Below are 12324 nucleotides of genomic sequence, written 5' to 3'. Positions count from 1 at the left end.
CGGCGTACGATAATGCGCATGCCCGAGCTCAGTCACCGCCGACGTCTGCTGGTCCTGGCGATCTGCTGCATGAGCCTGCTGATCGTCAGCATCGACGTCACCGCTCTGAACGTCGCCCTCCCCGACATGCAGCGCGAGCTGCACGCGAGCACGTCCGGACTGCAGTGGACGATCGACGCCTACACCCTCGTACTGGCCTCGCTCCTGATGCTCGCGGGCTCCACCGCCGACCGGATCGGCCGCAAGCGCGTGTTCATGACCGGCCTGGTCCTGTTCGTGGTCGGCTCAATGCTCTGCTCGCTCGCCCCGAACCTCGACTCACTGGTCGCGTTCCGCATGATCCAGGCGGTCGGCGGCTCGATGCTCAACCCGGTCGCCATGTCGATCATCACCAACACCTTCACGGACCCTCGCGAACGGGCTCGGGCGATCGGTGTGTGGGGCGCCGTGGTCGGCATCTCCATGGCGGCCGGCCCGCTGGCCGGCGGACTGCTCGTGGAGTCGGTCGGCTGGCGGTCGATCTTCTGGGTCAACCTGCCCGTCGGCCTCACGGCCCTGCTGCTGACCCTGCGGTTCGTCCCCGAGTCCCGCGCCCCCAGGGCCCGCCGTCCCGACCCGGTCGGGCAGCTCCTGGTCATCGCGCTGTTCGGCTCGATGACGTACGCGATCATCGAGGCCCCGGCCTCCGGCGTGGCCGCGATCCTGCCGTTCGCGCTGGTCGCCGCGGCGGCCCTGGGAGGCCTGCTCTGGTACGAGCCGCGACGCGACGAACCCCTCATCGACCTGCGGTTCTTCCGCTCCGTGCCGTTCAGCGGCGCGACGGTGATCGCGATCGCGGCGTTCGCGTCGCTGGGCGGCTTCCTGTTCCTGTCGACGCTGTACCTGCAGAACGTACGTGGGTACGACGCACTGCACGCGGGGCTGTGGATGCTGCCGATGGCGGTGCCGATGTTCCTGTGCGCGCCACTGTCCGGACGGCTGGTCGGCAGTCGGGGGCCGCGGCTGTCCCTCGTGGTCGCCGGTGCGGCGATGACGGTGAGCGCGGCGCTGTTCGCGGCGTTCGACGCGGAGACCTCGAACACGACGCTGTTCATCGGGTACGTGCTGTTCGGCGTCGGCTTCGGATTCGTGAACGCGCCGATCACCAACACGGCGGTGTCGGGCATGCCGCGTGCGCAGGCGGGGGTCGCCGCGGCCGTGGCCTCCACGAGCCGGCAGCTGGGTCAGACGCTGGGGGTCGCGGTGGTCGGAGCGGTGCTGGCCTCCGGCGTGGAGGGGTCGTCGTACGGGTCGGCGTTCGTGTCCGCGTCCGTGCCGGGGTGGTGGATCCTCGTCGGATGCGGTGTGGCGGTGTTCACCCTGGGGGCGGTGACGACGGGGCCGTGGGCGCGGGGCACCGCGGAGCGGACCGCGGGGACGTTGCAGTCGGCGGAGGTACGGCAGCCCACGGGGGTCAGTGCGTAGTTCGGCGGTACGGCCCGGTGGGGGTAGATCGCGCGGTTCCCCGCCGGCGTCGTCCCGCCCAGTTCGCCGCAGCCCCTATAGGCCGTTTTCCCGGGCCAGCGCTATCTCGTGGAGCCTCTCCATCCTGGCCCTGGTCTCCTCGTCCGCCGGAACATAGGTCACCAGCCGTGAGCCCACCTCCGGCCCCAGCCACAGTTCGGTCTGGTCGACCACGAGCCGCCCCACCAGCCGGTTGAGGAACTCCTTGCGCTTGCTGTGGGCCACGACCACCTCGTGCCGTTCCCACGCCTCGCAGAACTCCGGGTATGTGCGCAGCCGCTTGAGCAGGAGCTTCCAGGCCGGCTCGCCGAGGTGCCCGGCCATGGCGGCGCGCAGCCGGGCGGCCATGAGGCGGCGGGTCTCCTCCAGGTGCACGATCGAGTCGCGCCACTCCTGGTTGGTGTAGGAGAGCAGGACGCAGTTGCGGTCCTCCGGCGCCACCGTCGCCAGGTCGCACAGCAGCAGCCCGAGGACGCGGTTGTGGGCGAGGATGTCGTACCGGCTGTTCTGGATGCTGGCGGCGTACGGCTCCAGCTGTTCCAGCATGGCACGCAGCGCAGGCGTCACCGACGGGCAGATCAGGGCCGGTGTCGGATCGACCGCGCCGGCGAGCTGGAAGAGGTGGGCGCGCTCGGTGGGGTCGAGCATCAGGGTGCGGGCGAGGGCGTCGAGGACCTGGACGGAGACCTGGATGTCGCGGCCCTGCTCCAGCCACGTGTACCAGGTGACGCCGACGGCGGAGAGCTGGGCGACCTCCTCGCGGCGCAGCCCGGGTGTGCGGCGCCGCCGGCCACGCGGGAGGCCGACCTCCTCCGGGGCGATCCGCTCGCGGCGGCTGCGCAGGAAGGCCGCCAGCTCGTGCCGCCGGACCTCGGCGCCCGTGCCGCGCGAGCGCGCGGTCACCGTCTCCTGGGCCATGGTCGTCATGTCTCCACCCTGCCCTCCTCGGCACCCTGTTTCCAGGTACTGCTTCTACCAGGATAAGAAGACTCTGGTACCAGTCTGGCTGGGGGCGCAGCCTCGATGACGTGACCGAAACCATCGCTACACGCACCGCCCGACCGCCGGCCGCGACACCCTCGCTCGGTGGCGTCGGGCTCTTCACCGTGCTGCTGGCAGCGGCGCTGCCCCTCATCGACTTCTTCATCGTCAACGTCGCCCTGCCGACGATCGGCCGGGACCTGCACGCGAGCGAGTCCGTCCTGGAACTCGTCGTCGCCGGCTACGGGTTGGCGTACGCCGTGCTCCTCGTCCTGGGCGGCAGGCTCGGGGACCTGTTCGGCCGGCGCCGCTTCTTCCTCGGTGGCATGGCGGCGTTCGGCGTGACCTCACTGGCCTGCGGGCTCGCGCCGAGCGCCTGGACGCTGGTGGCGGCGCGGGTGGCGCAGGGCGCGTCGGCCGCCGCGATGCTCCCGCAGATCCTCGCCACGATCCAGGCGGCGACCGCCGGACCGCGCCGCGCGAAGGCCATGGGCCTGTACGGCGCCACGGCCGGCCTGTCCATGGTCGCCGGACAGATCCTGGGCGGGGTCCTGGTCGCGGCCGACATCGCGGGCACGGGCTGGCGCGCGGTGTTCCTGGTGAACGTCCCGGTGGTCGTCGTGGGCCTGCTGCTGGCGGCGCGCGCCGTCCCCGAGACCCGTTCGCGGCACCCCGAGCCGGTCGACGGCCCCGGCACCGTCCTGCTCACGGCGTCCCTGCTCGCGCTGCTGGCCCCGCTCACCGAGGGCCGTTCGGCGGGCTGGCCGCTGTGGACGTGGCTGTCGCTGGCGGCGTTCCCGTTCCTCGCGGCGGCGTTCTACGCGGTGGAGCGCCGGGCCGACCGCCAGGGCCGCACGCCCCTCGTCCCTCCGTCCCTGTTCGCGCTGACGTCGCTGCGGCGCGGTCTGGTGATGATCCTGCCGTTCTCCGTGGGCTTCAGCGGCTTCATGTTCGTGATCGCGGTGGCGTTGCAGCGGGGTGCGGGTCTGGGACCGGTCCGGGCCGGACTGGCGCTGGCGCCGATGGCCGTGGTGTTCTTCTTCGTCTCGCTCGCCGGTCCGCGGCTGGTCGCCCGGTACGGCACCCGGGTCGTCACCGCCGGGGCGCTGCTGCAGGGCCTCGGCATCGCGCTGATGGCGCTGGCGGCCTGGCGGTCCTGGCCGGGGCTCGGGCTGGTCGAGCTGCTGCCGGGGGCGGTGTTCGCGGGCGGCGGCCAGGCGCTCCAGCTGCCCATCATCTACCGGGTGGTGCTCTCCGAGGTGGAGCCGGTCCGGGCCGGTGTCGGCAGCGGTGTGATGATGACGACCCAGCAGTCGGCCCTCGCCCTCGGCGTGGCCGCCCTGGGCACGCTGTTCCTCTCCCTCGTCCCGGGCATTGGGATGCGGGACGCCCTGGTCATCACGCTGCTGACCCAGCTGGGCTGCATCGTCGTGACGGGTCTGCTGAGCCTGCGGCTGCCCCGCGTCATCGGCTGACGGGGGCGCGGCCTTGTGTGGGATCGGCCACGGGTTGGTCAACTCAACGTGGAGGGTTCCCTGTTGATGTTGGTCTTGCTGCACACTCCTGTGCCGGAGGGGAGGCGGCATGCTGGAGATCAACACGAGCAGGGTGAGGCGCTGGGACGGGCACGGGCGCGAGCACGTCGTCCACGTGCAGCGCACCGGTCTGCAGCGGACGATCAGATGTGACACCTGCGGCTGGCGGCAGGGGGCGCAGTTCCTGCCCTGGCTGAAGGCCGAGGAGCATCTGGCGGAGGCGCACCAGGCGACGGTGGACCCGACGGAGCCGGAGCCCTCGGGCTGAAGGCACCGGGAGAGATGAGTTTCCGGCGCGGCAGGAGTCGTAGAACCGACGAAACCGCCCGCGCACCGGAAGGCCGGAGATGACCGAGAGCGAACTGAAGGCGGTTCTGCGCCGCCATGTCGAGGACGGCACGGTGCCGGGCACCGTCGCCCTGGTGGCGCGCGGCGAGGACGTCGAGGTGGTGACCGTCGGGTCCGTGGACACCGACGGAACCGCGCCGATGGCACGTGACTCGATCTTCCGTATCGCCTCCATCACCAAGCCGATCACGGCGGCGGCCGTGCTGATGCTGGTGGAGGAGGGGGTGCTGACGCTGGACGCGCCGGTGGCGGAGTGGCTGCCGGAGCTGGCGAAGCCGATGGTGGTGCGCACGCCGGACAGCCCGGTGGACGACGTCGTCCCGGCGGTCCGGCCGGTCACGGTCGAGGACCTGCTCAGCTCCCGTACCGGCTGGGGCTTCCCGCCCGACTTCTCGCTTCCGGCGGTGCAGGCCCTGTTCCCGGTCCAGCGGGACGGCAGGGCGCTGCGGGACTGGCCGGACCACGACACCTGGCTCCGTCTGCTGGCGGAGGTGCCGATGCTCCACCAGCCGGGTTTGGCCTGGCTGTACGGCACCTCGTCCGATCTGCAGGGCATCCTGGTGGCGCGGGCGTCGGGCCGTACGCTCCCCGAGTTCCTGGCCGAGCGGGTCTTCGAGCCGCTGGGCATGACGGACACGGCGTTCGAGGTGCCGCCGTCGAAACGGCACCGCTTCACGTCGTTCTACACCCCCGCCGAGGACGGCACCCCACGTCTGGCGGACGCCCCGGACGGCGACTGGAGCCGGCTGCCGCGCTTCCACTCGGGCGGCGGAGGCCTCGTCTCCACCGCGGACGACTGGCTCGCCTTCGCCCGGATGCTGCTGAACGCAGGCGAGGCGGGCGGGCGGCGCCTGCTGTCCGCGACCTCGGTCAGCCGGATGACCACCAACCACCTCACGGCGGCCCAGCGCGACGCCTCGACCCTCTTCCTGGAGGGCCAGGGCTGGGGCTACGGCGGCCAGGTCGACGTCACTCCGTCCGACCCGTGGAACGTCCCCGGCCGCTACGGCTGGGTCGGCGGTACCGGCACCACGGCGCACATCGTCCCGCCCGTCGGAACCGTCGCGATCCTGCTCACCCAGGCGGGCATGGCGAACCCGACGCCGACGCCGGTGATGCGGGACTTCTGGAGGTACGCCTCGGGCGGCTGACCCGCCCCCCAGCCGCCCCTAGGGCCTCAGACCTCGCATCAGCAGGTCCAGGACCGCCTCGAACTCCCCCTCCACGGCCGGGTGTTGCCACTCCTTGGCGTAGCGCGGGTCGTGGAAGCGGTCCGTGGCCTGGAAGAGGGCGCGGGCGGTGGTCGAAGGCTCGTCGGCGGTGAAGACGCCCTGGTCGACCCCGGCCCGGACGATCTCGGTGAGCTGGCCGGTCAGCTCGGCGATGTGCTCGCCGACCACCTCGCCGGCGTCCTCGGCCAGGACCGAGTAGGTGGCGAACAGTTCGGGGTCGTCACCCGCCTTGCGGCGCTTGGCGGCGAAGAGCGCCGCGAACCAGGCGCGCAGCCGGGCCTCGGGGTCGCGGCCGGACGTCACGATCTCGGCCAGGACCTCCGTCGTACGGTCCAGCCACCTCTTCGTCACCGCCTCCCGCAGCGCGGCCTTGGTCCGGAAGTGCCGGTAGACGCTGCCGTGGCTGACGCCGAGCGCGCGGGCCACGTCGACCACGGTGGCCTTGGCCGGGCCGTGGCGGCGCAGCACCTCCTCGGTGGCGGCGAGGATGCGCTCGGCGGTCAGGGTCTCGGGGGTCGGTGGTGCCATGGCCTAGACCGTACCCGGGGCGGGATCAGCGCTCGCTGTCGAGCATGGCCATCTGCGCGGGCGCGTACCGCTCGCCGGCCGCCGCGTCCGCCGGTACGGCCGCCTCGACGGCGGCGAGGTCGGCCGCGTCCAGGGTCACGTCCAGGGCGCCCAGGGCCTCGCCGAGCCGCTCACGGGTGCGGGCGCCGACCAGCGGCACGATGTCGTCGCCGCGGGAGAGCACCCAGGCGATGGCGATCTGGGCGACGGAGACGCCCTTCTGCTCGGCGATCTTGCGCAGGGCCTCGACCAGGCCGAGGTTGTGCTGGAGGTTCTCCCCCTGGAAGCGGGGCGAGTGGGCGCGGAAGTCGTTCGCGGCGAACCCCTGCCCGGGCGTGACATGGCCGGAGATCAGGCCGCGGGAGAGCACCCCGTACGCCGTGACGGCGATGCCCAGCTCGCGCAGGGTGGGCAGGATCTCCCGCTCGGGGCCCCGGGAGATGAGCGCGTACTCGATCTGGAGGTCGGCGATCGGGGCGGTTGCGGCGGCTCGGCGGATGGTGTCCGCGCCCACCTCGCTGAGCCCGATGTGGCGGACGTATCCCTGGTCGACGAGTTCGGCGATCGCACCGACGGTCTCCTCGATCGGCACGTTCGGGTCGAGCCGGGCGGGGCGGTAGACGTCGATGTGGTCGACGCCGAGCCGCTGGAGGGAGTAGGCGGCCCAGGTCTTCACGGCGGCCGGGCGTGCGTCATAGCCGTGCCACGCGCCGTCCGGGCCGCGCTGGGCGCCGAACTTCACGCTGACCAGCGCGTTCTCCCGCAGGGCGGCCGGGGCGGTGCGCAGCGCCTCGGCGACCAGCAGTTCGTTGTGACCCATGCCGTAGAAGTCGCCGGTGTCCAGCAGGGTCACGCCGGCCTCCAGGGCGGCGTGGATGGTGGCGATGGACTCGGCGCGATCCGCCTCGCCGTACATACCGGACATGCCCATGCAGCCGAGGCCGAGGGCGGAGACCTGCGGGCCGGTGGTTCCAAGGTTTCGCGTCTGGATCGTCATGCCGACCACACTGCCATGACAGCTGACAGATTTCAATATCTGTCATTCCATACTTGCCGAGCTGGTCCAGACCTCTTGACGAAAGGTCTGGACCGCTGCACTGTCATGCCTACGACACCTCACCGCACCCCCACCGGGAGGCCTCGCATGATCCGCCGCGCCCTGAGCCTGCTCACCGCCGCCGTCGCGACCGCCTGTCTCACCCAGCTCCCGGCGGCCCCCACCGCCTCCGCCGCCGACACCTGCGCGGTGAAGTCGCGGCCGTCCGGCAAGGTCCTGCAGGGGTACTGGGAGAACTGGGACGGCTCGGCCAACGGCGTCCACCCGCCCTTCGGCTGGACCCCCATCACCGACTCCCGCATCCCCGCCCACGGCTACAACGTGATCAACGCGGCCTTCCCGGTGATCCGTTCGGACGGAACGGCCCTGTGGGAGGACGGCATGGACTCGGGCGTGAAGGTGGCCACGCCTGCGGAGATGTGCGCGGCGAAGGCCTCCGGCCAGACCATCCTGCTGTCGATCGGAGGCGCGGCGGCGGGCATCGACCTGAGCTCGACGGCCGTGGCGGACCGGTTCGTCGCGACGATCGTGCCCATCCTGAAGAAGTACAACTTCGACGGCATCGACATAGACATCGAGACGGGCCTGGTCGGCAGCGGCAGCATCTCCCAACTCTCCACCTCGCAGGCCAACTTGGTCCGCATCATCGACGGAGTCCTGGCGCGGATGCCGTCGGGCTTCGGACTCACCATGGCCCCGGAGACGGCCTACGTCACCGGCGGGAGCGTCACCTACGGCTCGATCTGGGGCGCGTACCTGCCGATCATCAAGAAGTACGCCGACAACGGCCGCCTGTGGTGGCTGAACATGCAGTACTACAACGGCAGCATGTACGGCTGCTCGGGCGACTCGTACCAGGCGGGCACGGTGCAGGGCTTCACGGCCCAGACGGACTGCCTGAACAAGGGCCTGGTCGTGCAGGGCACGACGGTCAGGGTGCCCTACGACAAGCAGGTCCCCGGTCTGCCCGCCCAGTCGGGCGCCGGCGGTGGCTACATGTCACCGTCCCTCGTCTCCCAGGCCTGGAAGCACTACGGCGCCTCCCTCAAGGGCCTGATGACCTGGTCGGTCAACTGGGACGGCTCGAAGAACTGGACGTTCGGCGACAACGTGAAGTCCCTGCAGGGGCGTTGAACCGCTAACGCGCCGTCAGAGCCAGCTTCGCGCCCAGCGCCACGAACGAGCCCGCGAAGCTCCGCCGCAGCCACGTCATCACCCTCGGCCGGGAGGTGACGTGGCTGCGGACGGAGGCGGCGAGCACGCCGTACGCGGCGAAGACGACGAAGGTCGCCAGCATGAACACACCGCTCAGGCCCAGCATCCGGGGCAGGGCGTGCGGCGCGGACGGGTCCACGAACTGCGGCAGGAACGCGAAGAAGAAGATCGTCAGCTTCGGGTTGAGCAGGTTGATCAGCACGCCCCGTGCGATCACGCGCCCCGCCGAGCCCGGAGCGCCCGCCTCCTCGACGACGATCGCATCCTTGTCCCGCACCGTTGCCCAGGCCATGTAGAGCAGATAGGCGACCCCGGCGTACTTCAGGACCTGGAAGGCCGCCGCACTCGCGTTCAGCAGCGCGGCAAGACCGGTGACGGTCGCCACCACGTGCGGCACGATCCCGAGCGTGCACGCGAAGGCCGCGACCACGCTCGCCCGCCGGCCACGGGCCAGCCCGGCGGCGAGCGTGTAGACGACTCCGGTGCCGGGGGTGGCGACGACGACGAGGGTGGTGAGAAGGAAGGCGAGGCTCATGGAGCCAGCCTGACCATGGAGCGGCCCCCGATACAGGACCAATGCGAGTCCTGTATCGGGGGCCACCACGGGCATGGATCTAGGCGCCGACGAGACGCCCGGCCAGGTACCCCTCGATCTGGTCGAGCGACACGCGCTCCTGCTTCATGGAGTCCCGCTCGCGCACCGTCACCGCGTTGTCGTCCAGGGTGTCGAAGTCGACGGTCACGCAGTACGGCGTGCCGATCTCGTCCTGGCGGCGGTAGCGGCGGCCGATGGCGCCGGCGTCGTCGAACTCGATGTTCCAGTTCTGGCGCAGCGCCTGGGCGAGGCCCTTGGCCTTCGGCGACAGCTCGGGGTTCCTCGACAGCGGGAGCACGGCGACCTTGACCGGCGCCAGGCGGTGGTCGAGCCGCAGCACCGTGCGCTTCTCCATCTTGCCCTTGGCGTTCGGCGCCTCGTCCTCGACGTAGGCGTCGAGGAGGAAGGCCAGCAGCGTACGGCCGACACCGGCCGCGGGCTCGATGACGTACGGCGTCCAGCGCTCGCCGGCCTCCTGGTCGAAGTAGGAGAGGTCCTGGCCGGAGGCCTTGCCGTGGGCGTTCAGGTCGTAGTCGGTGCGGTTGGCGACGCCCTCCAGCTCGCCCCACTCGCTGCCGCCGAACTGGAAGCGGTACTCGATGTCAGCGGTGCGCTTGGAGTAGTGGGAGAGCTTCTCCTTCGGGTGCTCGTACCACCGCATGTTCTCTTCGCGCAGGCCGAGGCCGGTGTACCAGCTCCAGCGCTGCTCCATCCAGTACTCCTGCCACTTCTCGTCCTCGCCCGGCTTGACGAAGAACTCCATCTCCATCTGCTCGAACTCGCGGGTGCGGAAGATGAAGTTGCCGGGCGTGATCTCGTTGCGGAAGGACTTGCCCATCTGCGCGATGCCGAACGGCGGCTTGCGGCGCGAAGTGGTCTGCACCTGGGCGAAGTTGGTGAAGATGCCCTGGGCGGTCTCGGGGCGGAGGTAGGCGATGGAGCCGGAGTCCTGGGTCGGGCCGAGGTGCGTCGAGAGCAGACCGGAGAACTGCTTGGGCTCGGTGAACTGGCCCTTGTTGCCGCAGTTCGGGCAGTTCACGTCCGCCAGACCGTTCTCCGGGAGGCGCTTGTGCTTGGCCTCGTAGGCCTCCTCCAGGTGGTCCGCGCGGAACCGCTTGTGACAGGAGGTGCACTCGGTCAGCGGGTCCGTGAACGTGGCGACGTGACCGGAGGCGACCCAGACCTCGGGGGCCAGGATGACGGACGAGTCGATGCCGACGACGTCCTCGCGCGACGTCACCATGTAGCGCCACCACTGGCGCTTGATGTTCTCCTTGAACTCGACACCCAGCGGCCCGTAGTCCCAGGCGGCGCGCTGGCCACCGTAGATCTCACTGCAGGGGAATACGAAGCCACGGCGCTTGCTCAGGCTGACGATGGTGTCGATCTTGTCGGCGGCCACGGTGCTCTCTTCATTACGACGACGGGCGACGAAGCGAGATGCTTCCAGCGAATGCTTCAGGGTACCGGCGGGGGCTGCCCCTCAATCAAATCGGTGGCGCTCGGATCGTTTATTGACAACGGTTTCCATGTTTGATGAAAATGACTGTCATGAACGTACGACGACAGCACATATCCGCGGTGGCCGTGGCGGCCGTCACCGCACTCGGCCTCGGCACGCTCACCGGCTGCTCCGGCGACAGCGCGGCGGCGGCCGGCACGGGGAAGTTCGACGTCGTCGCGTCGTTCTACCCGATGGCCTTCCTCGCCGAGCGGATCGGCGGCGCCCATGTGCACGTCACGAGCCTGACCCAGCCCGGCCAGGAGCCGCACGACCTGGAGATCAGCGCCCGGCAGACCGCGCAGCTCCAGGACTCCGACGCGGTGCTCTACCTGAAGAACCTCCAGCCCTCCGTCGACGACGCGGTCGCCCAGTCCGAGGTGAAGACCAAGATCGACGCCGCGTCCCTGACGTCGCTGGAGAAGCACGGCAACGAGGTCGGCGGCCACGCGGCCTCCCACGACGGCTCGAAGAACGAGGAACTCTCCGGCCTCGACCCCCACATCTGGCTCGACCCGGTGCGCTACGCCCAGGTCGCCGAGGGCGTCGGCAAGGCCCTCGAGAAGGCCGACCCGAAGCACGCGGCCGACTACCGGAAGAACACCGCGACGCTGGTGAAGAGGCTGCACGCCCTCGACACGCAGTTCAAGGACGGGCTCGCGCACACCGAGTCCAAGGTCTTCATCACCACCCACGCGGCCTTCGGCTACCTCGCCGAGCGCTACGGCCTGACCGAGGAGGCCGTCAACGGCCTCGACCCCGAGTCCGAGCCCAGCGCGGCACGGGTGCGGGAGCTGGAGACGATGGCCAGGGAGGACGGCGTCACCACCGTGTTCTACGAGACGCTCGTCAGCGACAGGACCGCGAAGACCATCGCCTCCGACGCCGGACTGAGGACGGACGTCCTCGACCCGATCGAGGGCATCACCGCCAAGTCCCGCGGCACGGACTACTTCTCGGTCCAGGAGGCCAACCTCAAGGCCCTGCGGACCGCTCTGGGGGCGAAATGACCTCGCGGGACGGCACCACCGGGCCCGTCATCTCCCTGCGCGGCGTCCGCGCCGAGCTGGGCTCGCGCCCCGTCCTGCGCGGAATCGACCTCAAGGTGGCACGCGGGGAAGTCGTCGCGCTGCTCGGCGCGAACGGCTCCGGCAAGTCGACGGCCATCCGCACGATCATCGGCCAGGTGCCGGTGAGCGACGGGCGGATCGAGCTGTTCGGCACCGAGCGCGGGCGGTTCCGGGACTGGGCGCGGGTGGGCTACGTACCGCAGCGCACGACCGCCGCCGGCGGCGTCCCCGCCACGGTCACCGAGATCGTCTCCTCCGGTCGGCTGTCCCGGGCCCGCTTCGGCGTGCTGCGCCGGGCCGACCACGCGGCCGTGCGCGGGGCGCTGGAGCTGGTCGGCCTGGCGGACCGGGCGAAGGACTCCGTGAACGCCCTGTCCGGGGGCCAGCACCAGCGCGTCCTGATCGCCCGCGCGCTCGCGTCCGAACCGGAACTGCTGATCATGGACGAGCCGATGGCGGGCGTCGACCTGGCCAGCCAGGAGGTGCTGGCGACGACCCTGCGCGAGCAGGTCGCGGCCGGTACGACCGTCCTGCTCGTCCTGCACGAACTCGGGCCCCTGGAACCGCTGATCGACCGCGCGGTCGTGCTGCGCGACGGCTGCGTCCTGCACGACGGCCCGCCCCCGAAGGCGGTCGGCCAGCATGCCCTCCCCGGCCACGACCACGTCCACCCGCACGAGCCCGGGCCGCTGCGCACGGGACTGCTGGGCTGAAGGATCT

Annotated in this window: 12 protein-coding genes; 7 read left to right on the top strand and 5 right to left on the bottom strand. The window is 70.9% G+C overall.

All coding sequences use genetic code 11. From position 1 onward, the window contains the following. The first annotated feature begins 18 nt into the window (after positions 1–18). Complete coding sequence (locus tag ACQF4J_RS30190) at positions 19–1464, top strand: MFS transporter (protein ID WP_427167212.1); 1446 nt, start codon at positions 19–21, stop codon at positions 1462–1464. A 75-nt stretch (positions 1465–1539) separates the two neighbouring features. Here the strand turns inward: ACQF4J_RS30190 and ACQF4J_RS30185 are convergent, their stop codons facing one another. Beyond that, positions 1540–2430: a helix-turn-helix transcriptional regulator gene (locus ACQF4J_RS30185; protein WP_427167211.1), complete on the bottom strand. Its 891-nt coding sequence runs from the start codon at positions 2428–2430 to the stop codon at positions 1540–1542. A gap of 101 nt (positions 2431–2531) precedes the next feature. Here ACQF4J_RS30185 and ACQF4J_RS30180 point away from each other — a divergent pair, with 101 nt between their 5' ends. The 3 genes from ACQF4J_RS30180 (at position 2532) to ACQF4J_RS30170 (ending at position 5518) form a co-directional block, all read left to right on the top strand. Continuing rightward, positions 2532–3959: an MFS transporter gene (locus ACQF4J_RS30180; protein ID WP_427167210.1), complete on the top strand. Its 1428-nt coding sequence runs from the start codon at positions 2532–2534 to the stop codon at positions 3957–3959. Between the two features lie 109 nt (positions 3960–4068). Then, entirely contained in the window at positions 4069–4287 is a 219-nt protein-coding gene (locus tag ACQF4J_RS30175) for a hypothetical protein (protein ID WP_351582249.1), read from the top strand. A 79-nt stretch (positions 4288–4366) separates the two neighbouring features. Beyond that, the gene (locus ACQF4J_RS30170) at positions 4367–5518 is read left to right on the top strand and encodes a serine hydrolase domain-containing protein (protein ID WP_427167209.1); all 1152 of its coding nucleotides are present in this window, start codon (positions 4367–4369) and stop codon (positions 5516–5518) included. 18 nt (positions 5519–5536) lie between these two features. On the opposite strand, the gene ACQF4J_RS30165 is transcribed toward ACQF4J_RS30170, so the two are convergent. Both ACQF4J_RS30165 and ACQF4J_RS30160 read right to left on the bottom strand, forming a co-directional pair. Continuing rightward, on the bottom strand, positions 5537–6127 hold the full coding sequence (locus ACQF4J_RS30165) for a TetR family transcriptional regulator (protein ID WP_351582253.1): 591 nt from the start codon (positions 6125–6127) through the stop codon (positions 5537–5539). Between the two features lie 25 nt (positions 6128–6152). Then, complete coding sequence (locus ACQF4J_RS30160; RefSeq protein WP_351582257.1) at positions 6153–7163, bottom strand: aldo/keto reductase; 1011 nt, start codon at positions 7161–7163, stop codon at positions 6153–6155. A gap of 147 nt (positions 7164–7310) precedes the next feature. On the opposite strand from ACQF4J_RS30160, the gene ACQF4J_RS30155 reads away from it, so the two are divergent. Continuing rightward, complete coding sequence (locus ACQF4J_RS30155) at positions 7311–8357, top strand: chitinase (RefSeq protein WP_427167208.1); 1047 nt, start codon at positions 7311–7313, stop codon at positions 8355–8357. Between the two features lie 4 nt (positions 8358–8361). Here the strand turns inward: ACQF4J_RS30155 and ACQF4J_RS30150 are convergent, their stop codons facing one another. Then, a complete protein-coding gene (locus ACQF4J_RS30150; protein WP_351582260.1) occupies positions 8362–8973 on the bottom strand; it encodes a LysE family translocator in 612 nt (203 codons plus the stop codon). 79 nt (positions 8974–9052) lie between these two features. Beyond that, a complete protein-coding gene (locus ACQF4J_RS30145) occupies positions 9053–10435 on the bottom strand; it encodes a glycine--tRNA ligase (RefSeq protein ID WP_351582262.1) in 1383 nt (460 codons plus the stop codon). 149 nt (positions 10436–10584) lie between these two features. On the opposite strand from ACQF4J_RS30145, the gene ACQF4J_RS30140 reads away from it, so the two are divergent. Beyond that, positions 10585–11544: a metal ABC transporter substrate-binding protein gene (locus tag ACQF4J_RS30140; RefSeq protein WP_351801774.1), complete on the top strand. Its 960-nt coding sequence runs from the start codon at positions 10585–10587 to the stop codon at positions 11542–11544. Beyond that, on the top strand, positions 11541–12317 hold the full coding sequence (locus tag ACQF4J_RS30135; RefSeq protein ID WP_351582266.1) for a metal ABC transporter ATP-binding protein: 777 nt from the start codon (positions 11541–11543) through the stop codon (positions 12315–12317). Before ACQF4J_RS30140 ends, ACQF4J_RS30135 begins: the two co-directional genes overlap by 4 nt. The last annotated feature ends 7 nt before the right edge of the window (positions 12318–12324 follow it).

Origin of the sequence: Streptomyces sp. C1-1 (assembly GCF_050214755.1) — a bacterium.
Lineage (GTDB): Bacteria > Actinomycetota > Actinomycetes > Streptomycetales > Streptomycetaceae > Streptomyces.
Note: the sequence above shows the minus strand (reverse complement) of the source record. Positions and strands in the feature narration are given on the sequence as shown.